The sequence below is a fragment of the Campylobacter sp. RM12637 genome, from assembly GCF_020137645.1.
Classification (GTDB): Bacteria; Campylobacterota; Campylobacteria; order Campylobacterales; family Campylobacteraceae; genus Campylobacter_E.
Window position 1 is genome coordinate 90,198 of record NZ_JACGAV010000004.1, and the last position, 25,048, is coordinate 115,245.

At 26.9% G+C, this 25,048-nt stretch carries 26 protein-coding genes; 9 read left to right on the forward strand and 17 right to left on the reverse strand.

The window, feature by feature from the left end:
• The first annotated feature begins 68 nt into the window (after nucleotides 1-68).
• On the forward strand, nucleotides 69-1,052 hold the full coding sequence (locus AVBRAN12637_RS03345; protein WP_336606890.1) for a DUF2156 domain-containing protein: 984 nt from the start codon (nucleotides 69-71) through the stop codon (nucleotides 1,050-1,052).
• Entirely contained in the window at nucleotides 1,049-1,489 is a 441-nt protein-coding gene (rimI, locus tag AVBRAN12637_RS03350) for a ribosomal protein S18-alanine N-acetyltransferase (RefSeq protein ID WP_214116611.1), read from the forward strand. The genes AVBRAN12637_RS03345 and rimI overlap by 4 nt, the downstream gene beginning before the upstream one ends.
• 9 nt (nucleotides 1,490-1,498) lie before the next feature.
• Here the strand turns inward: rimI and AVBRAN12637_RS03355 are convergent, their stop codons facing one another.
• From AVBRAN12637_RS03355 to AVBRAN12637_RS03375, 5 genes are all read right to left on the reverse strand, one after another.
• Nucleotides 1,499-2,728, reverse strand: a complete 1,230-nt coding sequence (locus AVBRAN12637_RS03355) for a glutamate-5-semialdehyde dehydrogenase (protein WP_214150423.1) — start codon at nucleotides 2,726-2,728, stop codon at nucleotides 1,499-1,501.
• Between the two features lie 2 nt (nucleotides 2,729-2,730).
• Nucleotides 2,731-3,531 carry a glutamate 5-kinase gene (gene proB, locus AVBRAN12637_RS03360; RefSeq protein WP_214116606.1) on the reverse strand — a complete coding sequence of 267 codons (801 nt, stop codon included), beginning with the start codon at nucleotides 3,529-3,531 and terminating at the stop codon, nucleotides 2,731-2,733.
• A 129-nt stretch (nucleotides 3,532-3,660) separates the two neighbouring features.
• Nucleotides 3,661-4,317 (reverse strand): LutC/YkgG family protein, encoded by a 657-nt coding sequence (locus tag AVBRAN12637_RS03365; RefSeq protein ID WP_214150424.1) that lies wholly within the window; start codon nucleotides 4,315-4,317, stop codon nucleotides 3,661-3,663.
• Nucleotides 4,310-5,740: a LutB/LldF family L-lactate oxidation iron-sulfur protein gene (locus AVBRAN12637_RS03370; RefSeq protein ID WP_336615313.1), complete on the reverse strand. Its 1,431-nt coding sequence runs from the start codon at nucleotides 5,738-5,740 to the stop codon at nucleotides 4,310-4,312. The genes AVBRAN12637_RS03365 and AVBRAN12637_RS03370 overlap by 8 nt, the downstream gene beginning before the upstream one ends.
• Nucleotides 5,737-6,474 carry a (Fe-S)-binding protein gene (locus AVBRAN12637_RS03375; RefSeq protein ID WP_214116599.1) on the reverse strand — a complete coding sequence of 246 codons (738 nt, stop codon included), beginning with the start codon at nucleotides 6,472-6,474 and terminating at the stop codon, nucleotides 5,737-5,739. The genes AVBRAN12637_RS03370 and AVBRAN12637_RS03375 overlap by 4 nt, the downstream gene beginning before the upstream one ends.
• A 63-nt stretch (nucleotides 6,475-6,537) precedes the next feature.
• Between AVBRAN12637_RS03375 and AVBRAN12637_RS03380 the strand changes: the two genes are divergently transcribed.
• The 4 genes from AVBRAN12637_RS03380 to AVBRAN12637_RS03395 are packed head-to-tail and all read left to right on the forward strand — an operon-like array spanning nucleotide 6,538 to nucleotide 10,097.
• The gene (locus AVBRAN12637_RS03380) at nucleotides 6,538-7,047 is read left to right on the forward strand and encodes a rhomboid family intramembrane serine protease (protein WP_214116597.1); all 510 of its coding nucleotides are present in this window, start codon (nucleotides 6,538-6,540) and stop codon (nucleotides 7,045-7,047) included.
• A 1-nt stretch (nucleotide 7,048) separates the two neighbouring features.
• On the forward strand, nucleotides 7,049-7,786 hold the full coding sequence (locus tag AVBRAN12637_RS03385; RefSeq protein WP_239802753.1) for a hypothetical protein: 738 nt from the start codon (nucleotides 7,049-7,051) through the stop codon (nucleotides 7,784-7,786).
• Between the two features lie 9 nt (nucleotides 7,787-7,795).
• Entirely contained in the window at nucleotides 7,796-8,839 is a 1,044-nt protein-coding gene (locus tag AVBRAN12637_RS03390; protein ID WP_336615314.1) for an NAD(P)-dependent alcohol dehydrogenase, read from the forward strand.
• The gene (locus AVBRAN12637_RS03395; protein WP_336615315.1) at nucleotides 8,832-10,097 is read left to right on the forward strand and encodes an MFS transporter; all 1,266 of its coding nucleotides are present in this window, start codon (nucleotides 8,832-8,834) and stop codon (nucleotides 10,095-10,097) included. The genes AVBRAN12637_RS03390 and AVBRAN12637_RS03395 overlap by 8 nt, the downstream gene beginning before the upstream one ends.
• Nucleotides 10,098-10,455: 358 nt before the next feature.
• Here AVBRAN12637_RS03395 and ftsZ read toward each other — a convergent pair whose 3' ends face one another.
• From ftsZ to AVBRAN12637_RS03415, 4 genes are all read right to left on the reverse strand, one after another.
• Nucleotides 10,456-11,640 carry a cell division protein FtsZ gene (gene ftsZ / locus AVBRAN12637_RS03400; protein ID WP_214116589.1) on the reverse strand — a complete coding sequence of 395 codons (1,185 nt, stop codon included), beginning with the start codon at nucleotides 11,638-11,640 and terminating at the stop codon, nucleotides 10,456-10,458.
• 3 nt (nucleotides 11,641-11,643) lie between these two features.
• Nucleotides 11,644-13,062 (reverse strand): cell division protein FtsA, encoded by a 1,419-nt coding sequence (gene ftsA / locus AVBRAN12637_RS03405; RefSeq protein ID WP_214116587.1) that lies wholly within the window; start codon nucleotides 13,060-13,062, stop codon nucleotides 11,644-11,646.
• The gene (locus AVBRAN12637_RS03410; protein WP_336615316.1) at nucleotides 13,059-14,534 is read right to left on the reverse strand and encodes a SurA N-terminal domain-containing protein; all 1,476 of its coding nucleotides are present in this window, start codon (nucleotides 14,532-14,534) and stop codon (nucleotides 13,059-13,061) included. Before AVBRAN12637_RS03410 ends, ftsA begins: the two co-directional genes overlap by 4 nt.
• 67 nt (nucleotides 14,535-14,601) lie before the next feature.
• Nucleotides 14,602-15,099: a hypothetical protein gene (locus tag AVBRAN12637_RS03415; RefSeq protein ID WP_336609224.1), complete on the reverse strand. Its 498-nt coding sequence runs from the start codon at nucleotides 15,097-15,099 to the stop codon at nucleotides 14,602-14,604.
• A 64-nt stretch (nucleotides 15,100-15,163) separates the two neighbouring features.
• On the opposite strand from AVBRAN12637_RS03415, the gene rsmH reads away from it, so the two are divergent.
• The 3 genes from rsmH to AVBRAN12637_RS03430 are packed head-to-tail and all read left to right on the forward strand — an operon-like array spanning nucleotide 15,164 to nucleotide 18,322.
• The gene (gene rsmH, locus AVBRAN12637_RS03420) at nucleotides 15,164-16,069 is read left to right on the forward strand and encodes a 16S rRNA (cytosine(1402)-N(4))-methyltransferase RsmH (RefSeq protein ID WP_214116580.1); all 906 of its coding nucleotides are present in this window, start codon (nucleotides 15,164-15,166) and stop codon (nucleotides 16,067-16,069) included.
• Complete coding sequence (locus AVBRAN12637_RS03425) at nucleotides 16,069-16,371, forward strand: hypothetical protein (RefSeq protein ID WP_214116578.1); 303 nt, start codon at nucleotides 16,069-16,071, stop codon at nucleotides 16,369-16,371. The genes rsmH and AVBRAN12637_RS03425 overlap by 1 nt, the downstream gene beginning before the upstream one ends.
• A complete protein-coding gene (locus AVBRAN12637_RS03430) occupies nucleotides 16,358-18,322 on the forward strand; it encodes an FUSC family protein (RefSeq protein ID WP_214116576.1) in 1,965 nt (654 codons plus the stop codon). Before AVBRAN12637_RS03425 ends, AVBRAN12637_RS03430 begins: the two co-directional genes overlap by 14 nt.
• A 2-nt stretch (nucleotides 18,323-18,324) precedes the next feature.
• Here AVBRAN12637_RS03430 and AVBRAN12637_RS03435 read toward each other — a convergent pair whose 3' ends face one another.
• The 8 genes from AVBRAN12637_RS03435 to ubiE are packed head-to-tail and all read right to left on the reverse strand — an operon-like array spanning nucleotide 18,325 to nucleotide 25,047.
• Complete coding sequence (locus AVBRAN12637_RS03435; protein ID WP_214116574.1) at nucleotides 18,325-18,672, reverse strand: hydrogenase maturation nickel metallochaperone HypA/HybF; 348 nt, start codon at nucleotides 18,670-18,672, stop codon at nucleotides 18,325-18,327.
• On the reverse strand, nucleotides 18,672-19,670 hold the full coding sequence (hypE, locus tag AVBRAN12637_RS03440) for a hydrogenase expression/formation protein HypE (RefSeq protein WP_336615317.1): 999 nt from the start codon (nucleotides 19,668-19,670) through the stop codon (nucleotides 18,672-18,674). The genes AVBRAN12637_RS03435 and hypE overlap by 1 nt, the downstream gene beginning before the upstream one ends.
• Nucleotides 19,671-19,680: 10 nt before the next feature.
• Complete coding sequence (locus tag AVBRAN12637_RS03445; RefSeq protein WP_336615318.1) at nucleotides 19,681-20,109, reverse strand: hypothetical protein; 429 nt, start codon at nucleotides 20,107-20,109, stop codon at nucleotides 19,681-19,683.
• Nucleotides 20,106-21,041, reverse strand: coding sequence for a prepilin-type N-terminal cleavage/methylation domain-containing protein (locus AVBRAN12637_RS03450; RefSeq protein ID WP_336615319.1), 936 nt, complete (start codon nucleotides 21,039-21,041; stop codon nucleotides 20,106-20,108). The genes AVBRAN12637_RS03445 and AVBRAN12637_RS03450 overlap by 4 nt, the downstream gene beginning before the upstream one ends.
• A gap of 8 nt (nucleotides 21,042-21,049) precedes the next feature.
• On the reverse strand, nucleotides 21,050-21,754 hold the full coding sequence (locus tag AVBRAN12637_RS03455; RefSeq protein WP_336609221.1) for a type II secretion system protein: 705 nt from the start codon (nucleotides 21,752-21,754) through the stop codon (nucleotides 21,050-21,052).
• Nucleotides 21,751-22,827, reverse strand: a complete 1,077-nt coding sequence (serC, locus tag AVBRAN12637_RS03460; protein WP_336615320.1) for a 3-phosphoserine/phosphohydroxythreonine transaminase — start codon at nucleotides 22,825-22,827, stop codon at nucleotides 21,751-21,753. Before serC ends, AVBRAN12637_RS03455 begins: the two co-directional genes overlap by 4 nt.
• A 2-nt stretch (nucleotides 22,828-22,829) precedes the next feature.
• Nucleotides 22,830-24,359, reverse strand: a complete 1,530-nt coding sequence (gene xseA, locus AVBRAN12637_RS03465) for an exodeoxyribonuclease VII large subunit (RefSeq protein ID WP_336613823.1) — start codon at nucleotides 24,357-24,359, stop codon at nucleotides 22,830-22,832.
• Nucleotides 24,346-25,047, reverse strand: coding sequence for a bifunctional demethylmenaquinone methyltransferase/2-methoxy-6-polyprenyl-1,4-benzoquinol methylase UbiE (ubiE, locus tag AVBRAN12637_RS03470; RefSeq protein ID WP_214116559.1), 702 nt, complete (start codon nucleotides 25,045-25,047; stop codon nucleotides 24,346-24,348). The genes xseA and ubiE overlap by 14 nt, the downstream gene beginning before the upstream one ends.
• Nucleotide 25,048: the final 1 nt, after the last annotated feature.

Consider the following 25,048-nt stretch of genomic DNA (forward strand, 5'->3'; position numbering starts at 1 on the left):
ATTGATTATATCTAATAAGTTACTTTAATAACCTATAATCGCGACATTTTTTTAAAAAAAGGATTAAAGTGGCAGAGATAAAACTACAAGGACATACACTAAAATCATTTGACTTAAAAACAAAACCAATTATGCAAGAATACTTAAAGGATTTTGATGTTAATGTCAGTGATTATTCATTTTGTGCGAACTATATTTGGCTTTCTAAAGCTAGTGGATTTTATTCAATAATCAATAATACATTTTGCTTATTTGTTATGAATGGTGGAGAATTATCTATGTTATTACCACCACTAGGAAAACCTCAAGATTGTTATGATAGCATACCAGAATGCTTTAAGATTATGAATGAAAACAATACTTCTACATATTACTCTAAAATTGAATATGTTTGTGATAACTTCTTAGAAGGATTTATTACCCATACAAATGAAGGTGAAGTTATGTTTAGCTCACTAGATAATTATATAATAGAAAAAAAATTAGCAGATTATATATATGTAAGCGATGATTTAATAGAGCTTAGGGGTAATGCTTATCACACTAAAAGAACCGAAATTAATAAATTTAAAAGAGTATATCCAAATTATTTTTTACAGACATTAGATTGCAAAAAACATAGCGATGATATAAAAATGCTTTTTGATAAATGGGTAAGCGATAGGATTAAATATGTTCCAAAAGCAGAAGTAGATGCGTTTTTAGATGGAATTTATCAAGAAAGATTAGCGATTAAAAAATGCTTACAAGATTACGAGACATTAGGACTAGATGGCTTAGTAATTTATATTGATGATGAATTAAAAGGCTTTACAATAGGCGAAAAAATATGTAGCGATACAGCAAGTGTATTGATTGAAAAAACTGATTTTGAAACTTTAGGTTGTGCTCAATTTATATTTAGAGAGTTTTCAAAAGTTTTAAAAGAAAAATATGATTGTAAATACATAAATGTGGGAGATGATATGGGCTTTGAAAACCTAAAAAAAGTTAAAATGTCGTATCGTCCAGAAAAAATCATACCAAAATACACAATATATCAAAAACTATGATTATAAAAGCTACTAAAACTCATTTAAAAGACCTTTTGCTAATTGAAGAAGAATGTTTTAAAAATGATTGTTTTAAGTTAAGTAAAAATAATTTCTTATATCACATAAAAAAAGAAAATATATTTATTTTTTTATGTGATAAAAAGGTAGCTGGATATATTATGAAGCTTACTTATAAAAATAGTATTAGAATATATTCTTTAGCGATAAAAGATGAATTTAAGGGTTTAAAAATAGGCACAAAATTATGCGAAGAACTAATTAATAATGCTAAAGTATTAAATAAAGAAAAGATATTTTTAGAAGTAAGAGTAAGCAATATAAATGCTATTAATTTATACAAAAAACTTCAATTTAAAGAAGAAAAAATCTTAAAAAATTATTATAGCAATGAAGATGGTATTAAAATGACGCTTATATTAAAGCCTAAAAATTAGGCTTTAAGTTTATTTTCTAATATGGGCGTTTCCTATGATTTGATATTTTGTAGTTGTTAATTCATTTAATCCCATAGGACCTCTTGCGTGAAGTTTTTGAGTGCTTATTCCTATTTCAGCCGCATAGCCAAATTCCGCACCATCGCTAAATCTAGTGCTAGCATTTACATATAAAACTGCTGAATCAATCTCATCTAAGAACTTATTAATATTAGTATAATCTTGAGAAATTATCGCTTCTGAATGATTTGTGCTGTATTTTTGAATGTGAAGTATAGCTTCATTAATATCATCTACTATTTTAATAGCTAGTATTAAATCTTCAAATTCTTCTTCCCAATCACTATCATTTGCCTTTTTATAATTTTTTAAAAATTTCTCACACTTAGCACAAACCCTAAGCTCTACATTAGGCATTTTGCTTTCTAATAAAGGCAAAATTTCGCTAGCTATATTTTTATTAATGAGTAAAGTCTCTACACTATTACATACCCCTGGTCTTTGCGTTTTAGCATTATTTATTATATTTATAGCATCATCTATTTTCGCATTATAATCAACATAAATATGACAATTCCCTACTCCTGTTTGAATACAAGGAATTAGACTATTATTTTTAACTTCATTAATCAAACTAGCACTACCTCTTGGAATTACCACATCTATATAATCATTCGCCCTTAAAAGTTCTTTTACTAAATCCCTGTTAGTATCACTTACAATCTGAACGAAATTCTCATCTAAATCAAATCTTTTTAATACCTTTTGAAAAATTGAAACTAAAAATAAATTAGTATTTAAAGCTTCCTTTCCACCCCTTAAAATCACTACATTAGAGCTCTTAAAACATAGTGCAAAAGCATCTACGCAAACATTAGGACGAGATTCAAAAATAATAGCAACTACTCCTAAAGGCACCTTAATTTGCTGCATTTTTAGACCATTTTCTAAAGTCTTTCCAAATACCACCCTACCCACTACATCATCAAGTAAAGCGACATTTCTTAAAGTGCTTATCATATTATTTATTCTATTTTCATTAAGTCTTAATCTATCTACAAAAGCACTTTTTAGATTTGAATTATCATTAATATCTTTAAGGTTTGCTTTTAATAAACCATCAATATTTGCAAGTATTTCATCAGCACAAGAATTTAAAACTTCTTTTTTAATACTTGAATTAAGCTTAGCTAATTTAGTCTTTGCATTTTTTGCGTTTTGGCATAAAATATCAATCATTTTTACTCCTTATCAAAAATAGTTCCTATATCAGCACCACTAATTAACTCGCTAATATTCATAGGATTAGAGCCATTTAAAATAGCCATTCTTACACCATTTTTAGCACAATTACTTGCAGCTTGTAATTTTGTCTTCATACCACCTATACTAAACTCACTACCTTTATCTCCGCCCATTTGCATAATCTCATCTGTGATTTTTTCTACATAAGAAATTCTTTTTGCATTAGGATTGTTCTTAGGATTTGCTGTATAAAATGCGTCTATATCACTTAAAATTATTAGCAAATCAGCCTTGATTAGACAAGCAACACTAGCTGAAAGGCTATCATTATCACTAAATTCAATCTCATAAGTTGAAATAGTATCATTAGCATTAATTATCGGGATAATTTCGTATTTTAATAAAGTATTTAAAGTGTTTTCAGTATTTTGTTTTCTTTGTTCTATTTCAAAATCATCTTTAGTTAGTAAAACTTGTGCTACAAATGAACTAAAATTAGCAAATGCGTTTTGATAAATATGCATAAGCTCTGCTTGACCTATTGCTGCTGCTGCTTGTTTTTCCATGGTAATTGTAGGTCTTTGCTTAAAGCCAAGTTTTTTTGAACCAACCCCAATCGCACCTGAAGTAACCAATACAACTTCTTTTCCTTGATTTTTCAAATCAGCTAAAACCCAAGCTAACTTATTAATTAATCCTAAGTTTAAATTACCATTTTCATAAGTTAGAGTTGATGTGCCAACTTTGATTACAATTCTTTTGCTATCTTTTAAATTAATTTTTAAATTCTCATTCATATTTTCCCCTTATTTAGAAGAATATTAAATACTTTAAATTAATGCTTAAATATAAAAATTACAAATGAGAATTTAAAATGATTGGAATATAAAATAATAATATTTTACCCCTAATATTAGGGGTAAATTTTAGTAAAATATTATATGAACTTTTTGACTTCCATGAACTCCAAAAACGGTTACAAGCTCAATATCAGATGTTCTACTAGGACCTGCAATATATAAAATATTAGTAGGTAAAATCTCATTTTCAGCCTTTATTCTAGCAAGACCACTAGCAAGTGAAGGCTCAATTTTTGTTTTATCAAGTAGCATAATGCAAAGCATTGGAGCAAGGCTTAACATTCTTGGTTGATTTGCACTTGATTTTACACAAGCAACCCCATGTGAGCTAATAGCAAATTCTACATCAATTACTGAAAAATCACTATGAAAAACTTCACTTCTTAATTCTTCTACGCTTTTATCAAAACAAACTTTTTTACTTGCATTTATTTTTTCTACATCAGCACTTAGGCTTTTTGGATAAATTAAAGATGAATATCCATAAGAGCTTGTGATTTTGTTTATTTCATCATAAACATTGTCTAAGCCACTAACTTCATGAACTTCAAATTTGTTTTCACTCATTTTAGTTTTAGTTTCTTCTAAAGGATTATCGCTTTGTTTTATATGCACACTTGGGTCTATACTTTTATCATTTAACTCGTGTCTTACACCACATTCAATTGCGTTTAAAATCTGATTTCTTGAGCGATTGCTTATCTCTTCAATTCTCTTATTCATAAGAAACTCCTTCTAAGTTTTCTAATTCTTTATAAATATTTCCTTTAAGTTCAGGTAAGTCTTTATAAGTAGCCCAATTTTTAAGCACAGGTAGGCTTGTTCCTAGACTTTGTAATAGCCAGTTAAACTTACTTGCGTTACCAATAGCAACTCTCCACATTTTTGGACTTGTAGCAATATCAGCAAACTTAGCAAATCCATAGCTTTCCATTGCACTATGCTCTAATTCATTTGCACCTAGTGGAGCATTGTCCCCAGCTTCACCTATCTTATCACGGCGTAATTTTCTAATCATACTATCAAGTGGGATTTTTACAGGGCAAACTTCAGAGCAACGACCACATAAAGAGCATAAGCTTAAAATATCTCCATGCTCTTTCATACCGAATAATTGCGGAGATATAACTTCTCCAATTGGACCAGGATAAACAGCATCATAACTATGACCGCCGATTTTATCATACACAGGACAAAAGTTCATACAAGCACCACATCTAATGCAGCGTAATGCTTCATAATAATCTTCGTTACTTAAAATATTTGTTCTATGGTTGTTAAATAATATTATATGCACTTCTTTAGGGCCATCTAATTCATCAACTTTTCTAGGGCCTGTAATGATATTATTATATGCAGGGATAAATTGTCCTGTAGCAGATGGAGTTAATAATGTATCAGTTGTAGCTGCATCAGTAAAACTCTCTACTATTTTTTCAATTCCACAAATTGCTACATGAATAGTTGGAGCAGTTGTGCACATTCTACCATTGCCTTCATTTTCAATCAGCCAAATAGCACCTTCGCTTGAAATTGCAAAATTTACCCCGCTAATTCCCATCTCTAAACCTTCAAATTCATTTCTTAGATGAGTTCTAGCAATTGCATTTAATTTTTCAGGCTCACTTTCTTTAGCTACGCCTAATTTTTCGCTAAATAACTCTCCTATTTCATAACGATTTTTATGAATTGCAGGAACAACTATATGAACAGGAGTTTCATTACCTAATTGTAAAATTAGCTCTCCTAAATCAGTTTCAATTGCATTTAAGCCTTTGTGTTCTAAATAGTGATTTAAGCCTATTTCTTCACTAGCCATTGATTTGCCTTTTAAGACTTTACTGATTTTCTTTTCCATCATTAGCTCATAAATTATCTCACAAGCATCTTCTTTAGTATTTGCAAAATGCACTTTCATTCCATTTTTTGTAGCATTTTTTTCAAATTCTAATACCCTATCTTTTAAGGTATATAAAGCATTATTTTTAGCTTTTTGTGCTTTTGTTCTAAGCCCTTGCCAATCTTGAAATTTTGCATTTATTAGATTTTTTCTTCTATCTTGTAAGGCGTGCATTGCAGAGCTTACATTTTCTCTCATTTGTTTATCAGCTAATTTAGTTTTAATTAATTCACTATGATTTTTCATATCTTTTCTCCTTGCATTCTAGCAGCTAAAAAGTCATATAAATGATAAGTTTTGATATCAAGACCCATTTTTGCAATAGTTCCACGAATGTTTAATAAACACCCACCATCAGCTGAAATTATAACCTTTGCTCCACTTTCAACTATATCATTTACTTTTGCAGTTGCCATAGCGTTTGAGATTTCAGGCTCTTTTACACTAAAAGTCCCACCAAATCCGCAGCATTCTTCTTCGTATTTAAGCTCAACTAATTCAACATTTTTAAGACTTCTTAATAAATTTTTAGAAGCTTCAATGCTTTTTTGCACTCTTAAAGCGTGGCAATTGCTATGCCAAGTAACCTTAATAGGCTCTCCTTTATCTTCTATCTTAAATCCGATTTGTTCTAAATATTGACTAAGCTCTATTACTTTTGAGCTAAATTTTTTAATTTTTTCATAATTTGCGTCATCTTTAAAAAGCTCAACATAATCATGGCTCATCATACCACCGCAACTTCCACTAGGAATTACTACTGGCAAATCTTCACTAAATAATTCGGCATTATATAAAGCTACTTTTTTAGTATCTTTAAAATATCCTGTGTTATAACTTGGCTGACCGCAACAGGTTTGATCTTTTTTAAAAATCACTTCAACTCCAGCACTTCTTAAAAGCTTAATAGAGTTTAAAATAGTATTCTGCATAGCAGCACTTGCTAGACAGGTCGCATAAAAATATACTTTTTTTTGCATTTTTAACCCTTTTTAATAAAATGATAATTTATTATATAACTTTAAAAATATTAAAGGGTTAAAATGGTTTTTTATGCGATTATTTTTTTAAATGTGTTGATTTATTTACTTGAATTTTTATTTGGTAAATCTGTATTTATAAATAACTTTGCACTTTATTATGGAAGTGATTTTTATACATTTTTTACCTACTCGTTTTTGCACGGAGATTTTGAGCATATTTTTATGAATATGGTAATGCTTTTTATGCTATCTCAAATTCTTAGATTTTTAAATATCAAACACTTACTAATTGTATATTTTGTAGGTGCAATTATTTCATCTTTGGGGTATTATTATTTAATGATAAATATGGGATATTATAATTTCATTTTACTTGGAGCTAGTGGAGCTATTAGTGCTTTAATGGGTTATGCTGCAATTATTTTAAGACAAAATGGATTTTTAATAGCTATTGTAGTAACTAGTATAATTTCTGCTGTGATTTTTCAAAATATTGCTTGGCAGGCTCATATTTTTGGTGCTATTTTTGGCATAATCTATGCTTATGGAATTTATTTTTTAAGGAGATAGAATGAAAAATTTTTTAAAAGGTTTTAGCTTATGCTTTAGTTTATTTATATTCTTTATATTAGGATTAATATCTACTAAAATTTATGAGTATTTAATAAATAAAGATGAAATTGTTATTGAGCAAACAATAGAAGTAGAAAAAAGATTAAATTATGATTCTTATATTTCAAATCCAAAATTTACTATGACAAAACAACTTAGTGTAAAAGAAAATCTAAATGAAAATGAAAAAAATGAAATAGAAGAATTGTTCTCTAAGGTATTAGAAAGAGTAAAAGAAAGTAATTTATGTGAAGGTGGAAGCTATATATTACAACCTAATATAGCCTATCAAGATGGAATGAATATTCCAAATGGTTATAAATTTGATTCTGCTTTAAGATGCGAGTTTAAAAAAGAAGAATATCAAAACTATAAGAATTTATTAAAAGATATAGATAACATACTAGCTAATAATGAGTATATTACAATTAATTCTCCTGCCTTAAATCTATCAGTTAGTAAAGAAGAAATAAGCATAATAAAACAAGAATTGTATGATGAAATATTTAAAAAAGCTATAAGTATAAAAGATAAATATTCTAATCTTACAAATAAAATTTGTGAAATAAAATCAATAAAACATTATGAATTAGCACAAAATCAAATATTAGGTGCTGATTATAAATACGATGATACACCAATAGAAAAAGATAGTGATTTTAAATTAAACGCTACTTTAGAATTAACTTGCAAATAAGGAAAAAATATGAGTGAAATTATAACTAAAGGCTTTGCAGCTTATGATGAAAGTGCTAATTTTAAGCCAATTACTTTTAAAAGAAGTGCTTTAAGAGATGATGAGATATTGATTAAAACTATGTATTGTGGGATTTGCCATAGTGATATTCACGCTGCTAAAAATGAATGGAAAGCTACAAAATATCCTATAGTTCCAGGTCATGAAGTAGTTGGCTTAGTAGTTGAAATCGGTAAAAATGTAAAAGAATTTGAAATAGGAAATTACGCAGGAATTGGTTGTTTGATTAATTCTTGTGGTGAATGTGATGCTTGTTTAAACTCAAATGAGCAATTTTGTCAAAAAGGTGCTGTTTGGACTTATAATAGTGTTGATTATTTTAATAATTCAGAAATTACTAAAGGTGGATATTCAAATTATATAAAAGTTCATAAAAACTATGCAATTAAAGTTCCTAATAATGCTCCACTAAAACTAATTGCTCCACTTTTTTGTGCGGGAATTACTACTTATTCTCCACTTAAATTCTCTAAAGTTAGTAAAGGTATGGATGTAGCAATAGCAGGATTTGGAGGCTTGGGTGTAATGGCTTTTAAATACGCAAAAGCAATGGGTGCAAATGTTAGTGTAATAGCTAGAAACGATACTAAAAAAGAAGCAGCTATTAAACTTGGAGCAAGTAATTATTATAATGATATTAATAAGGTTGATAAAAAATTTGATGTAATAATTAGCACAATTCCAAGTAAATACGATGTCTTAGCGTATGCGAGAACTTTAAAATACGGCGGAGAAATGGCAATCGTTGGCTTACCACCAATAAACGAACAAGTATCAATTAGTCTAAATGCCTTAATTAGAGTAAGTCATAAGAAAATTTATGGCTCATTAATAGGTGGCATTAAAGAAACTAAAGAAATGCTTGAATTTTCATTAAAACACTCAATTTATCCAGAAGTTAAAATTATAAAACCTAATGAAATCAATAAAGCTTATGATGACTTATTGAATAATTCAAATTCTTTTAGATATGTAATTGATTTTAATGAATAAAAATCTAATTTTAAGCCTAATATCTTTAGGCTTAATATCATTTTTAAGCGTATTAATTGAAACTTCTTTAAATGTTACTTTTGCTTATTTAATACAAACTTTTAATATTGATATTAATAAAGCTTCTTTACTTACTTCTATGTTTTTACTAGCAATCACACTTACAATGCCACTAAGCTCATATTTAGTAAATCAAATTAATACTAAAAAACTTTTTATTTTTACTAATTTATTATTTTTAATAAGCCTAATAATTTGCTCAAGTGCAGGTGAGTTTTATATTTTAGTTTTTGCTAGATTTTTACAAGGAATTGCTGCAGGTATTGCTCTACCACTTATGTTTAATATGGTAATTTTTAAAGCTAGTGAAAAATACTTCGGATTTTTAATGGGATTTTGTATATTTTTAGTAGCGACTGCACCTGGTTTTGGGCCAATTTATGGTGGATTTATTATGAAATATTTTCAGTTTAAAGATATTTTTATATTTTTAATACCTTTTTTGGTTTTTGCCTTTGTTTTAGGAATTAAAAATATTCCAAATCTTGGAACAAAATATAAATTAGACTTAAAAGAATATATATTAATTGTATTGCTAGTAATTAGTGTTGCTATAAGTATTAAATATATTTATATTTTATTTTTTAGTATTTTAATTATTTTTATGCTAAATAAAAGCAAAATTATTGCAAGTGCTAAGAATTTGCAATTTTTCTCATCTACTTTAATTGTATTTTTAATGCAGTTTTTTGCTTTAAGCTACTCATTAATATTACCAAATTATTTAATTATGAGTAAAAATTATAATAATTTTGAAGCTAGTAAAGTAATGCTTTTAGGCTCATTAATTGCTGCTATTTTATCTCCAATAAGCGGATATTTAAGCGATAAATTTGGCTCTTTTAAATTAAGTTTGCTAGGTATTTTTATCATAATAATTGCAAATATTTTATTATTAAATATTGAAGAAAAAACATTATTAAATCTTTCAATATGTTATTTAATTTATGCTTTCGCACAAGGCTTATCTATGAGTGCTTTAATTTCTTACTCTATAAAAATTTCTAAAGATAAAACAAATGCAAATAATTATATAAATACTTTTCAACAAAGTTTTGGAAGCTATGCTGTGATGATAATATCTATAATTTTTAATAATAATTACGAAATTGGCTTTTTAAATTCTATAAAATTAATACTATTTTTAGCGTGTTTACAATTAATCTTAATTTATTTTGCTTTTAGAAAAAAAATCTAGCAATGGTTTTTAATCATTGCTAGATTTTTTATTATATAAACTTATGTAAAGAATGTAAGTGATATAAAATAAGTTGAAAGCTTTATGTGCTCGTTATTTAAGCTTGATTTTTGTAAAATGTAAGTGCTTTACAAAGTGTATAAAATAAGAGTTTTTGCTTTACATTTTATAAAATACTTTCAAAAAACCTTTACAACATACTTTACAAAATCTTTATAAAAGCCCATTAAATCGGCTTTGAAATACTTTTAAAATCTTTTTAAATAAATATATGCAAAAAATATTGCGGGGACATTTGGGAGACATTTTGTCCCCCATAAATAAAATTGTAGCAACATTTTGAGCTACATTTTTTATATTAATCTTGACCATTTCTAACGAATGCAGGTTCGTTAAAATCTCTAGTTTTATAATCTACTTTTATTGTTCCGCCACTTACTTTTTGCATTTCAGGTTGAACTATTTTATAGCTTAACTCTTCTTCACGCTTTTTGCTCTCTTGCTCAATTTTAGCTTTTTGTGCTCTTGTTTCATCAAAACCTGTAGCTATAATAGTAACTTCAACAGCATCAGCTGGCAAGCTAGTATCTAATACATGTCCGCAGAATACATTTAAATCTTCGTTACTAGAATTTGAAATCTCTTCCATTGTCTCAACAAGTTGGAAGAAAGGAATATTTTCACCATAGCTAAAAAATACTATCATAGCTTTAGCATCTTGTAGGTTAGTTGTATAATTTTCTAATAATGGAGAATCAATTGCATTTGCATACGCTTCTTTAATAGCATTTTCACCTTCAGCTCTTCCCATTCCCATAAGTGCTGTTCCACGATGGCTCATAACAGAAGTAACATCTGCAAAATCTATATTAGTATCAGCTTCAATTAATAACATTTTAATTATGCCGGTTACAGCATTTACTAAAACATCATTAGCAAATTTGTTAGCTTCTCTAGTATTTAAAGTTTTTGGAACTACTAATTTTAACTTATCATTTTGGATTAATATAACGCAATCGCTTTCTTTTTTTAGCTCTTCTAATCCTTTTTCAGCAGCTTTAATTCTAGCTTTTTCATAGCTAAATGGGAATGTAGCAACAGAAACAACAAGTATGCCTAAAGATTTTGCAATTTTAGCAATAACTGGACCTGCACCAGTGCCAGTTCCACCACCTAGACCTTCGGCGATAAATAATAATTCTGTTCCTGCTAAGCGTTCTTTAATTTCATCTTCAACTTCTTCAGCTGAAATTCTACCTATTTCAGGATTTGCACCAGCTCCACGACCATTTGTCTTCTTTGGTCCTAATTGTATTTTAATGTTTGCTTTTGACCTATTTATATCTTGAATATCAGTATTTGCAATCATAATATCTACATTAGAAATATCAACTTTTAAAGAACTAGCACAAGTTTCTACAATATGATTTATCATATTTCCACCTGCTCCACCAACACCAATTACTTTTATCTTAACGCCGCAATCCATTTCACTCTCCATTACTTTAAAATCTATATTATCACCTAAAATATCAAAATCCATTTCTTAAAATATCCTTTCTATATAAGCACAAACTTTCTTCCAAGATTTAGCAAAAACGCCTTCAGATTTTTCTTCGTTAGAACTAATCTTTAATGACTCTAATACTTCATCTTTGTCATTTTTTTCAATCTTAAGCAATTTTTGTTCCTTAACATCTATATTTGTGTAATAAGAAGTATTATTTTTAGTTTCTATTTCTTTATCTACCGAAAAATCTATGATTTTTTCTAATTCTGTGGTTTTTTGTCTAGTCAATAAAACACCACTAGAATTAAGCTCATATTTAGTATGAAAACCACAAGAATACATACATAGGCCTAATAAACATGTATATTCAGGCATAGTAAAAATCTCATTATCACCATAAAATACGCTATTTTTTTCTATAACGGTTCTTACGGCTTTATTGTTAAATTTAGGAGTTGCTCTTTCAGCCATATTGTCTATTTTAAAACAACCTCCAGTTAAAACTACTCTTGAGAAAAATTTCTCATAAGGACTATCATCTATGCTAGCATATATACATTCAAGCATTTCTGTAAGTCTCATATTTACACACTTTGAAACTGATTCAACAGATACTCTATCAAGAGTTTGAGAACCGGTTTTGTAATATTCTACATGAGTGCTATTTTCTTCATCTTTAAATAAAGAAAATTGTAATTTAATTTTATCTGCAACCTCATTGCTAGCGGTAAGATATTTAGCAATATCGCTTGTAATATGCCAAGAACCAAAAGGAAAATAATACATCCATATAATTGAATTATAAGCATATATTGCAATATCACATACTTGTGAACCACAATCAATGATAGCAACACCATTTTCTCTTTCATCGTTATTTAAACAATAAATTGAATTAGCATATATAGAAGATACTAAAACATAGTTTTTTATATCAGCGTTTGATAATATTTGCTTTATATTTTCATAATCATTTTTATTCATAGTAATAATATTAGCTTCCAATCTAAAGCTTGAAGCCATCATACCAAGTGGATCTTCAATATTATCAGTATTATTCGCTCTAAATCTATAAGGCAGTATATGAATTGGAATTTGATCGCTATGAATATCTGCAGATGTTCTAGCAGCATTAATTGCTTTTTCTATATCCTTAATCGTAATTGCCGAGCCATTAGCATCTAGCCTTATGTCAGCATATCCAGTTACAGAATTTGTATAAGCTCCACTAACAGAAACAGCAATTTTATCTATATTAATACTTAAATTTTCCTTAACCTTATTTACTGCTTTTTTAATGGAATTACTTGCGTCATTAATGCTTGTAATTTTTCCAGATTTAATTCCGTAAGTTTGTGTATTAGCAACACTAACTACTTTGATACCTTCCCCATCAAAACTAACAATAGCTACTTTTATTAAACTAGAACCAAGATCAATAGCTAAAATATTCAAAATTCACTACCTTTATAATAATTTTTAATTTCATAACGCTTATCTAATTCTTTTATTAAATCATCAAGCATAAGAGTAAAATTAATATTTTTCAACTCATTACTTAAATCAGTATTATTCTTTTCACTTGTATTATCAACTAATTTTTGAGAAAGTATTTCATATACTAATACTTTATCATTTAAAAGCACATAAGATTTTTTAGTATTTTTCAAAAATAACTCGCTCACAAATGTAAAAAATTCTGTATCCGTTAAATCGGTATTATTTTTAGAAACTTTAGATATAAAACCTATATTTTTTCCATTAATTTTATCTTTTTTTAATTCTTCTTCACCTGTATTTGACAATAATTCTTTAAATTTTAATTCTCTTAAATCTTCTTCTACCATCATTTTAGCTTTTTCAAATTCTAAAGCAGTTGGCTGATTTATTTTATCAAGTCTTACTATGTAATATTTATTATCCATAATAAAAGGCTTACTCATTTCACCTACTTTTAAATCTTTATTTTGTAAAACTAATTCAGAATAAGCATTTTGATTTGTAGTTGATTGGAATTTAATTTCATTATTTTTTAACTTAATGTAATCAAGTTTAGCTTCTTTTTCTAACAAACTTAAAGCAAAATCTATCTTAACATCATTTAATGCTAGTTCATATTCTTTAATTTTGCCTTCTTCATCTTTATAATTAAATTTATTATTTTCCCAATAAGCTTTCATATCACTTTCAATTAAATTGTCTAAATTAGGATTTAATGTATATACAGAATAATCATATAATAGTTCAGTTTTATATTCATCTTTATGTTCTTGCCAATAAGACTTTAATTCATCTTCGCTTAATTTGATTTTATCTTCTTCTTTAGACAAATCTATAGTTTTTAAATTTATCTCATCTTGCATATTTAAACTAGCATTTGCAATTTCTAATTCTTCTTTATTTGCTGGAACTGCTAGTAATTTTAATAATTTAGAAATTTCTAATTTATTTTTAATTTGATTAGCAAAATCTGCTTCACTCATTCTTAAATTTTTCAAATATGTTAAATATTTACTTTTATCAAATGTTTTATCTTCTTCACTTTTATTAAATAACTCATAGCTAGCTATTGTTTTTACAACTTCTTCTTCACTAGCATAAAATCCCAAATCATAAGCATAATTTAATAATAATTTTTCTCTTATTAATTCCACTAATGCTTGTTTATCAAGTCCTAATTTTAACGCTTGTTCTTCTGTTAATTCACCATTAGATAATTGATTTTGAATATAAAATAATTCGCTATATTTATCATTAAATTCTTTATGTGTTACGCCTAAATTTCCTACTTTTGCTACATATTTGCTTCTTGAACTATTTAAATCTACACTACCCCAACCAACAGTTCCTGCACCAACAAATGCTATAACGCTAATCCAAATTGTAACAACTAAATATTTTTTATGACGCTGCATCCAAGTAATCATTATTTATCCTAATTTCAAGTGTTTTTAAAGAAAAATCCTATCTTATAAGCATTAACAAAGATTTAATTTATAAAGAAATTTTAGCCTGCAAATCTATATCAAAAATTTTAGAAAATAAACCATTAAAATCTCTATCAAAAATCAATAATCCAAAATTCTTTATCATTAAAAAATTAGATTTATTTTTTCTTAATTTATCTATTAAAACATTCATATCTTGTAAAATTAATTCATTTTCTATAAAAATATTTTGATTTTGATATTTCAAACTTGAACCATCGCATATTTTCATTATATCTTTAGTGCAAACTACGGCTATCACTTTAGCTTGTGAAAAAGAATTATATATTTTTGAATGTAATTTTACATATTTACAAGCATCATATTGCTTATAATTTTCATTTAATAATAATTTAATAAAGAATGAATTATCATCATTAAATATTGTATTTTTGTTTATTAAAAACGCATTATCTTCAAATCTTGAAGATATAGAACCATTAAGTCCATATATAAAGTCTTTTTCATACATTATTTTTGCGTATTTTTTGATTTCAGCAAACATTATTATATCCTTGTTAAAAAGTTTTATTTATTATATATACAATATTAAATTACAAGGTAAGCATTTGCAAATTCATATTCCCGTTTTAAAAGATGAAGTAGTTAAATTATTTAAAGATTTAGATAATGGTTATTATCTTGACGCAACTTTGGGCTATGCAGGACACGCTAGTGCTATATTAAAAAATAATAATAAACTAAATCTAATAGCGTGCGACCAAGATATAGAAGCCATCAATTATTCTAAAGAAAAATTAAAAGAATTTAATGTAGATATTCAAATTTATAAAACAAATTATGAAAATATATTTTCTTTCATTAATAACAAAAATGAAATTAAAGGTGTATTAGCAGATATTGGAGTATCTAGTTTGCAATTAGATAAAGATGATAGGGGTTTTTCTTTTGATTCTAGTGAATTAGATATGAGAATGGATAAAAATAAAGATTTTGATGCAAAAACTCTAATTAATACCTATACTAGCAAGCAACTAAGTGAAATTTTTAAAAATTACGCAGAATTACCAGAAAAACTAGCTTCTGATATAGCTTCAAATATTATCAAAAATAGACCTATTAACTCTTGCAAAGAACTTAGTAAAATAATAGGAAATGCAAAGTTAAACAATCGTAGTGTAAGCCTAAAAACTTTAATATTTCAAGCAATTAGAATTGAAGTAAATGATGAATTAGGAGTGCTTAAAAGATTTTTAGAGCAACTAAAAGAATTTAAAAATTGTCTAATTTGTATAATTACTTTTCATTCTTTAGAAGATAAAATAGTAAAAGACACTTTTAAAAAATGGGCAAATAATTGCATTTGTGATGAATTTGCAATTAGATGTGAATGTGGTAATAACCATTCCTTAGGAAAAATTATTACTAAAAAACCAATTGAACCTAGCAAAGAAGAAATAAAATATAATTCTAGGTCAAGTTGTGCAAAACTTAGAGCATTTTATTTAAAATAATGAAAAACATAAGAACAAGTACAGAAGAAAAAGAAGAATTACTAATAAATAAATACCAAGATTATTCTATTTTAGGTTTTAACAAAAGGCTAATATTATTATTTTTTATAATAATGATTATATCAATTAGCTTAGTTTGGGTTAGACTTCAACTCTATGAATCAAGTAAAGTTTATGCTCAATTAAAAGACAAAAGAGAAGTATTAAGCGAAGAAAATAAAGAGCTTAAAAGAAAAATAGAAGCTTTACAATTTAAAAATAAAATTACAAATTATTTTGAAGTGCAATATGGAACTAAATAAACAATATTTTATTAATTCGTATCAAAAATTAAAAGTGTATTTTCATAAATACGACCCTAGTAATTTTTCATTACTATACGCTATGAAAGCTTGCGTTGGACTTGCTATTTGCTTAATCATAAGCTATTTTACAATTCACGAAAACTATACTATTTTTAGTGTTTTATCTTGTGTTTTTATATTTTATATGAACAATCTTAATTCGGTAGGAACTAAGAAAATATTATATTTGCTAGCTTTTACTTTTTTTGGTTGTTTTTTTGCTCTAGTAGTTCCTTATTTAATCAAACTTGATTTTTTTATGGCAATTCCTAGTTTTATTTGGATTTTCGCTGTTATTTTTGCAGGTGCAATTTCACAAGACGCACTCAAAGTTGGCATATATGCAACCTTACTTGTTATGGCTATGTTAATTAGTGCTAGTCTAAATAATTTTGATTCTTTAGAAGTATTTTATGCGACATTAATTGGCTCTTGCGTAGCAACTATTTTTAGAACTTTTGCATTTTATACTTATGGTGGATTTACTAGAAGAAGTTTTATAATGCTTTTAAATGATTTGATTTATATGAGTGAAAATATGACAAATAGCAAATATGAAATGTGGCAAAATTTATTCGTAACAAGGATAAATGAATTTAAAAGACTTTTTGAAAGTAAATCAGTAAATATAAAAGATTCAAGCCTTATAAGACACCAAGAAATGGCTATGTTTTATTTGCTAAAGTGTGAAGAAATAGCACTTGCTTTATTTTCACTAAGGACATTTTTTAAACAAAATTCAAAAAACGCTCATATAAAAAATATTCAAAATGAAATTATTTTTAATCTTGAAGAATTAAAAAAGATATTTAAAGATGAAAAAGTCAATCTCAAATCATTTTGTCTTGATAGATTAAAACAATTAAATACATTACCAATATTATGCACCTTAGTAGAGGTTCTTTATTACAAGCTTGAATTATTTAAGCAAGGTGGAGCAAAACAATTAACATTAAAACCAAAAGATAAAAAAATCACAATTAAAACTATTTTAGAAAAGTTTCATTTTGATAATAAGTATTTTAAATTCTCAATAAAAGTTGCATTAGCAACTTCGTTTTCGTTATTTTTAGCATTATTTTTCAAAATTGACCACGGAATTTGGATAGCGATGGGTGTTTTTACAATGTTTAAAGAAACCATCAATTCAACTACAATTAATAATAAAGAAACCATTTATGCAGCACTCATAGGCTTTGCATTAGGACTTTTGATTATCTTTTCAATACATTCAAAATTAATTTTTGTAGTGCTATTTTTATCATATTTTGCTTGTATATATTTTAAGCATTTTCCATATTTTATAGCAACTATTTTTATTATGCTAAATCTTGCTATTTTATTTGCGAGTTTAGGACTTGATTATGAAAGATTACTTGTATATAGATTAATTGATTTTATTGTAGCATTTTTTATAGTTTATACCTTTTCGTATCTTTGGCCTAGCAAAAGCGAAGATGATATAAAACCTACTTTAAAAGACGCAATAAATAATCTTAAAAACTTCTTAAGTGCTGTTATTAAAAAAGAAGATTATTTAAATTATGAAAATAAAATTTTATTAAATATTAAAAGCCTTAAAAACCTTTTATACGAAAGCAGAAACAAACATAATAAAATTGAACAAATTAGACTACTAGAAGCAGTTTTGGAAATGAATAACTTATGTATATCATTAAATGAGTATTTATATTCAAAATATAATAAAATTCAATTAAAAGAACAATCAGATATTGGAATTTTAATCACTAGATTTAAAATGATGGAAAATATAAGCAATGACTTGCCTTATTATTTTTATGATGAAATAGATGATAAAATTCTAACAAACGATGAGAGAATTAAGTATTTTATAAACCAAATCTCAAAACGCCAAGATATAGTATATAAATATCTAATTGATAACTAAAATCACTCTAATTCAACTTGCTCTAATAATAATTCATCGCCACTTTTAATCTCAACATTATTGCTAGAGCAATTTTTGCAACAAAACTCATTTTTATTTTGAATAAAACTACAATTACAATCTTTGCAAAAAAGTTCAAGTTCTTTTAAAACTACTTCTAATTTAGCATTGAAATAGCTTGAATTATTATCGCTAGTAAAAGCATTGAAAGCTTCTTTAAAATAATGCTCTTCAACACCACTAAGCCTACCTATGCTAACTCTTACTCTAGTAATTTTTGTAGCTTTATTATTTATTCTAATTCTTTCACACTCATCTAAAAGATTATTAACAATTGCCATTTCATGCATTAGCAAATCCTTGGCAATAATTCGCCTTTTGGCATTTGTAAAATCCTACTTCCACCATAGCTATTATTAAGCTTTACTGATGGGCTTTTTGACTTATGCACTACACCTATTATATTTGCAAAATCATTGTATTTTTTTAATTCTTTTAATACATTTTGCGCATCTTCTTTAGAACAAATACAAACAAATGTTCCTTCATTAGCTAATTCTAAAGCATCAAATCCTAACAATTCACAAAGCCCTAAAACCCCATCACTTATACTAATATCACTTTCATTGATTATAAATTCCAAGCCACTTGATTTTGCTAATTCATTTAACACGCTAGATAAACCACCACGAGTAGCGTCTCTTAGACATTTTATATCGTATTTTAAAATATCTTTTACTTCATTATATAAACATTTTGCATCACTTATAATATCGTAGTTAAAACCAAATCTAGCAGCCATTACACAAGCTCCATGCCTTCCTAAATCACCACTTACTATAATAGCGTCGCCTTCTTTTATATTTTTTGTGCTAATTTTATTATTATTAATAAATCCATTTGCATCGCCTATACAAGTTGTATTTATATATATCTTATCAGCCTTACCCTTAGGAACTACCTTTAAATCCCCACACTTAATTCCTACTTCAAATTCTTTTGCAGTATTTGATAAATCATTTAATATTTTTGCTAAATCATCAAGTAAAAAGCCTTCTTCTAAAATAAGACCTAAAGTAAGATATTTAGGCTTTGCTCCCATCATCAAAACATCATTTATAGAACCACAAGCTGCGATTTTACCTATATTTGCACCATTGATAAAAATTGGGTCAAGCACAAAAGAATCAGTTGAAAAAGCGATTTTAGAAAAACCATCACACACAGCAGCATCTTCGCTAAGTCCTTGAGAATTATCAGCATGAATATGTTTTAAAATAAAATTATTTAAAAACTCATTCATCTCATCTCCGCCACCACCATAGCTTAATAAAACTTGCTTTTGCATAATATTTCCTTTAATTTCCTATTGTGTAATCTCTTGCTAATCTAATTTTTGCTACTTTTGATAAAGCTTCTCCTGTCTCAACACTAATTCTTGCTAAAACGGTGTTTTTATCAAATTTTAACGCCTTAGAACTATCAACTTTTGTATATTCTATTGTGATTAAATATTTTCTATCACTATTACTAGGGTAATAGTAATTCTCGGTTATTTTTGCGTTTGACATAATACCTGAATTAACTATAGGATCGCCTGATTCAAACCATCTACTTAATGCCTTTGCTCTAGCCCCGTCCATTATAAGTTCAACCTGCTCTTTAAGATAAGCTCTAGCTGCAAATGACACGGTGCTTTTTGATGATTGCAAGGTTAAAACTCCAACAACGCTTACTAAAATAATAAATATAATAGCAGTTATCATACTAAAACCTGATTTTTTCATATTATTACCCCACTTTTGCAAACTTTAAGGCTTGTCTTTTTAGTAATAAAACTACCTGGCAAATCATTTACTTCTAAGCATAATTTAATTTTAGTAACGCCGTTATTATTACTAATAATAAAATCACTAACATTATTTACAAGTGTTACTTTATCAATGGTATTTGTTGCGAAATTTGGTCTTTTATCTTTAAAATCATAACTATAATATTTTAATTCACCATCTTCAAACTTAATACCTTCAATCTTATCAACTAATACATATACATTACTAATTGTAAAAATCTTATCACTTAGTTTTAGTTCAATTTTTGCATAATCTTCTTTCTTACCACTACCAACATTTCTTTCAGCTATTTCTAAATCATACAAATCTTTTTCCATAAAAGAAGTTGAAGTTGCTATATTATCCCCTAAAAAATATACGCCTAACTTATCTCCTAAAGAATACGAATTAATAATTTTAGTATTAATACCTTTTTGTTTATGAGAAAAACAATTAAAATAATTTGTTCCATCATAGCAACTTGCTTTATCATTTACAGCTGCATTAATAACGCTTCTAGTTTCGTTAAGCCCGTCCCATTTATTATGCTTTTTATCAATAATAGCAATCCTAGCCCATTCAAAAATCTTAAAATCATTCTTTAAAGAATCATCTTCAATATTAAAAACAAACTTACAATCAGTTACAGAATTTACACATTCAGAATTTTCAGCTTTTTTAAGTCTAAAGCTATTTTTAATGGCATTGTTTAGGTGTGTTGTTAAAAAGTCCATAGTAGCTTGAGATTTAAGCTCAAGTTCATTTAATGCTCTAACTCTTTGTTCGTTATCGTAAGAAAATTTAATAATCTCTATTCCAAGCCCTGCAATTATTCCTAAAATAACAATAACAACAATTAATTCTATTATCGTAAAAGCCTTTTTCATCTACTTCCTTATAAACTTAAATAATTTTTTAATTTTGCTTCATTAGTGCTATCCCAAGTGGTATCACTAGTCTTCATTGCATATTGGCTATAAATACTATCTAATCTTCCAAATTTATTAAAAAATACATCAAATGATACAACAGGATTAGCTCCATCTAAAATCTGCATTTGACCTACATACATTGTGCTAGTCCCGCCTATATCTCCACATATACTATTTGTTGATACAGCACAATCAGTAGGGGTTTTAAAACCAAATTTATAAGATGAATCTATTTTTGAATACTTACCATATATATAATTTATCTTTTGACCTAAAACATTAGAAAAGCTTACATTTTTTTGATTATTTATAGAAATATTATTGATATTTGCAGCACTTCCTGATGAAGTAGCATAATATCTTGAATTAATATTAATTTGATTTAACTCATCAACTTTATAAGTTATCTTACCTTGTAAAGCAGGAGTTAATATATATTGAGATAATAAGCTATTAGTTTTGTATTCATCATAAGCTATATTAGAATTATCATAAGGTAGATTTCTAATAAGTCCATAAAGCTCTTTTACTTCATAAAAATATTCTTGTTTATAACCTACCTCATCGCCTTCTAAACTAGCATTAACTATTTTTGGAATAGCTGCTAAGCTAATTCCAATTACAACCATAGAAAATATAAGCTCAATTAATGAAAAGCCTTTTTTCATCCACGAACCCTTTCGTATTCTTTCATATATTCGCCTAAAATTTTAACTTTTTCTAAACTAGCACTATTGTAAATACTAGCTCTTAATCCGCCAAGTTTTTTATGACCTTTTAAACCTAGCATATTGTGTTCTTTAGCAGCTTTACTCCAAAATTCTAAGTCTAATTCATCATTTCCTGTAGTAAAGCAAACATTCATAACTGATCTATCATCATTATTTACATAAGCTTTGTAAAAATTACTATTATCAATAATATCATAAAGATATTTAGCTTTTATTTCATTTTCTTGATTAATTACATCAAGTCCGCCTTTAGCTTTAATCCATTTCATAATTTTTGCATATACATAAATAGCAAATGTAGGCGGAGTATTAAATAAAGAATTATTATCTGCATAAGTGTTGTAATTAAACATTTTAGGCATAGTTTTATTTTTACTGCGTTCTAATAAGTCTTTTCTAATAATTAAACATGCAAATCCTGCTATACCAGCATTTTTTTGAACTCCACCATATAAAACACCTATATTTGAAAAGTCTAATTTCTTAGAAAAAAAGTCCGAACTAGCATCAACAATCAAAGGAGAATTTGAAATAGGAAGTTGCTTATATTGAGTTCCATGCACCGTGTTGTTTGAACAAATATAAGTATAAGAACTATCATTATTTAAAGCAATTTTTGGAATATAATTATATTTACTATCTTTTGAACTAGCTACGATTTTTGCATTTACTCCAGCTAAGATAGCTTCTTCGCAAGCCTTTTGCGTCCATACATCAGTATCAATGTATTCACAAGGCTTATTATCTAGGCTAAAATTCATAGCCAATAAGCTAAATTGCATAGTAGCACCACCTTGAACGAAAATTACTTCATAATCATCATTTATTCCATAAAGCTCTTTTGCATCTTTAATAGCGTCATTGTGCATTTGCTCATAATAACTTGAGCGATGACTAATTTCCATAATAGAAAAGCCGTTATTTTTATAACTTAATAATTCTTCTTGAATTTCTTTTAAAACCTCTAATGGTAATTCAGATGGTCCTGCACTAAAATTGTATTGTCTCATTTTTACTCCTTTATAATCTTTGCTATTTTTACACAATCAATTGATTTTAGCGTGATTTCATCGCCTTCTTTTAAAGCACTAAGTTTTATGCCTTTATTATCTTTCATAACTCTAGCATACTCTTTAATGCTTTCTAAGAATGCTTGATGAGTGCTTAAAATCTTTTGATAATTGTTTATTTTTACATATTTTTCTTTAAATTTAGGTTTAAAGCTGTTATTTAATAGTATTTTTTGATTTTCTAGTTTGTCTTTTGCTAGTTTTATTTTAAAATCAATGATGTTTTTACTCTTTATAAAATCATTTAAAGATTGATTTTTATTTAAAATAGCCTTATTAAATGATTGTTTTGCTAGTTTTTCATATTGATTTAGGCTAAATTGCATACTTGAAATATTGCTTTTAAGCTTTGTGATATTTATCTTATTTTCATAAATATTATAAAGCCTTTCTTTATTTTCTAAGGCTTTATGAAAATTATTATTTAAAATAGTTTTTTGATTATTTAAAATTAGCTCATTTTGTTTTAAAATATTTTTTAGCTTATTTTGAAATAAAGTCTTTTTATTTAAAAGATTATTTTTATATGAATTAAATTTAAAATTCACTTCTTTTTTAGAAAATTTACTTGCTAAATATAAATAATTTTGCTCTTTTTTATCCAAATGTTTTTTAATAGTTAAATTAAAATAATTTTGTAAATTATCTAAATCTAGCATTCTATCAAACTTATTATAAACCAAGCTTTGCATAGCCGCAGTTGGGGTCGCATAATACTTACTAGCTGCTAAATCGCTTAAATGAGTATCTATTTCGTGTCCTAAACCTGTAATTATTGGGATTTTAGATGCTACGATTTGTCTTACTAAAGCTTCATCGTTAAAGCAAAATAAATCTTCTTTACTACCACCGCCACGAGCTATTAATATAATATCAAAATCAAATTCATTAGCCTTTTTAATACACTCAATTACTCTTTTACTAGCATTTTCTCCTTGCATTAAACTATCAAAAAACACTAATTTTATTAAATAAGCTTCGTTGTTTTCATAAACTCTTAAAATATCTTTAGCAGCAGCTGAATTAATAGCTGTAATTACTGCAATTTTTTTAATATTTTTTGGAATTTGTTTTTTATAAATATCTAAAAACAAGCCTTCATCTTTTAATTTCTTATAAAGCTCATTAAAAGCTGCTTGTAATTTACCCAATCCATCGGCTAATTCATAATCAGTGCAGTTTAGTTGATACTTTCCACTAGCAGGATATATGGTAAGTTTTCCAATGGCTATTATTTTATTGCCTACTATTAAATTAGCCTTACCTTTGTTATAACTTGAAAACATAGTGCAATCAAGGCTTGATAACTCATCTTTAATAGTAAAATACCAATGCCCTGAAGTATGATTTGTAATCTTGCTAACTTCTCCTTGAATTGCGATATTTAAAAAAGTATTTTCTAAATTATTTTTAGCAAGATTATTGATTTCGCTTACACTAAAATATGTTTTTTCTAGTTTATTTGCTAACATTTTTACTCGCTATAAACAATGAACTAACTCCAAAACTATAAGTTTTGAAAAGTTTTAAATCAAAATTATGCTCTTTTAATTTATCTTTAAATTCATCATTTGAGTAAAAATCATCAATAGAATTAGGTAAATATTCATAAGCTGCTTTGTTTTTGCTTAAAATTCCACCTATTATAGGTAATATTTTTTTTAGATAAAAATCACGGAAAAATCCTATTATACCGCCCTTTTCTCTTTTAAAAAACTCTAATACCAAAAGCGTTCCATTAGGCTTTAGCACTCTTTTAAATTCTTCTAATGCTTCATCTTTTTCAACCACATTTCTAAAACCATAACTAATAGTAATTAAATCTACGCTTTCATTATCTAATGGCAAATTATTTGCATAGCCTAATTTAAAATCAATTTCTAAATGACGCTTTTTAGCCACTTCTAGCATTCCACTACTTGGGTCAATCCCTACAACCTTTGCATTTGGAATTTTACTTAGCAAAACACACATATCGCCTGTCCCACAAGCAATATCAGCTATATTTAAATTAGAATTTAAATTAAGAAAATCTTTAACCTTACTAATCGCATCAAATCTCCATTTTGCATCGATACCAAAACTTAAAACCTTATTAGCTTTATCATAGCTTGGAGCTATTTCATTAAACATTTCTACTATTTTTTCTTGTTTTTGCATA

What these genes read in the sequence shown, in the direction of transcription:
- ftsZ (WP_214116589.1), bottom strand. Translation starts at nt 11,640, where the DNA reads ATGGATTTTGATATTTTAGGTGATAATATAGATTTTAAAGTAATGGAG.
- AVBRAN12637_RS03450 (WP_336615319.1), bottom strand. Translation starts at nt 21,041, where the DNA reads ATGAAAAAGGCTTTTACGATAATAGAATTAATTGTTGTTATTGTTATT.
- AVBRAN12637_RS03445 (WP_336615318.1), bottom strand. Translation starts at nt 20,109, where the DNA reads ATGAAAAAATCAGGTTTTAGTATGATAACTGCTATTATATTTATTATT.
- AVBRAN12637_RS03435 (WP_214116574.1), bottom strand. Translation starts at nt 18,672, where the DNA reads ATGCATGAAATGGCAATTGTTAATAATCTTTTAGATGAGTGTGAAAGA.
- serC (WP_336615320.1), bottom strand. Translation starts at nt 22,827, where the DNA reads ATGAGACAATACAATTTTAGTGCAGGACCATCTGAATTACCATTAGAG.
- rimI (WP_214116611.1), top strand. Translation starts at nt 1,049, where the DNA reads ATGATTATAAAAGCTACTAAAACTCATTTAAAAGACCTTTTGCTAATT.
- AVBRAN12637_RS03415 (WP_336609224.1), bottom strand. Translation starts at nt 15,099, where the DNA reads ATGTTTGCTGAAATCAAAAAATACGCAAAAATAATGTATGAAAAAGAC.
- AVBRAN12637_RS03385 (WP_239802753.1), top strand. Translation starts at nt 7,049, where the DNA reads ATGAAAAATTTTTTAAAAGGTTTTAGCTTATGCTTTAGTTTATTTATA.
- AVBRAN12637_RS03370 (WP_336615313.1), bottom strand. Translation starts at nt 5,740, where the DNA reads ATGAAAAATCATAGTGAATTAATTAAAACTAAATTAGCTGATAAACAA.
- hypE (WP_336615317.1), bottom strand. Translation starts at nt 19,670, where the DNA reads ATGCAAAAGCAAGTTTTATTAAGCTATGGTGGTGGCGGAGATGAGATG.
- AVBRAN12637_RS03380 (WP_214116597.1), top strand. Translation starts at nt 6,538, where the DNA reads ATGGTTTTTTATGCGATTATTTTTTTAAATGTGTTGATTTATTTACTT.
- AVBRAN12637_RS03375 (WP_214116599.1), bottom strand. Translation starts at nt 6,474, where the DNA reads ATGCAAAAAAAAGTATATTTTTATGCGACCTGTCTAGCAAGTGCTGCT.
- AVBRAN12637_RS03365 (WP_214150424.1), bottom strand. Translation starts at nt 4,317, where the DNA reads ATGAATAAGAGAATTGAAGAGATAAGCAATCGCTCAAGAAATCAGATT.
- AVBRAN12637_RS03355 (WP_214150423.1), bottom strand. Translation starts at nt 2,728, where the DNA reads ATGATTGATATTTTATGCCAAAACGCAAAAAATGCAAAGACTAAATTA.
- proB (WP_214116606.1), bottom strand. Translation starts at nt 3,531, where the DNA reads ATGAATGAGAATTTAAAAATTAATTTAAAAGATAGCAAAAGAATTGTA.
- ubiE (WP_214116559.1), bottom strand. Translation starts at nt 25,047, where the DNA reads ATGCAAAAACAAGAAAAAATAGTAGAAATGTTTAATGAAATAGCTCCA.
- xseA (WP_336613823.1), bottom strand. Translation starts at nt 24,359, where the DNA reads ATGTTAGCAAATAAACTAGAAAAAACATATTTTAGTGTAAGCGAAATC.
- AVBRAN12637_RS03410 (WP_336615316.1), bottom strand. Translation starts at nt 14,534, where the DNA reads ATGATTACTTGGATGCAGCGTCATAAAAAATATTTAGTTGTTACAATT.
- AVBRAN12637_RS03430 (WP_214116576.1), top strand. Translation starts at nt 16,358, where the DNA reads ATGGAACTAAATAAACAATATTTTATTAATTCGTATCAAAAATTAAAA.
- AVBRAN12637_RS03390 (WP_336615314.1), top strand. Translation starts at nt 7,796, where the DNA reads ATGAGTGAAATTATAACTAAAGGCTTTGCAGCTTATGATGAAAGTGCT.
- AVBRAN12637_RS03455 (WP_336609221.1), bottom strand. Translation starts at nt 21,754, where the DNA reads ATGAAAAAAGGCTTTTCATTAATTGAGCTTATATTTTCTATGGTTGTA.
- AVBRAN12637_RS03395 (WP_336615315.1), top strand. Translation starts at nt 8,832, where the DNA reads ATGAATAAAAATCTAATTTTAAGCCTAATATCTTTAGGCTTAATATCA.
- AVBRAN12637_RS03425 (WP_214116578.1), top strand. Translation starts at nt 16,069, where the DNA reads ATGAAAAACATAAGAACAAGTACAGAAGAAAAAGAAGAATTACTAATA.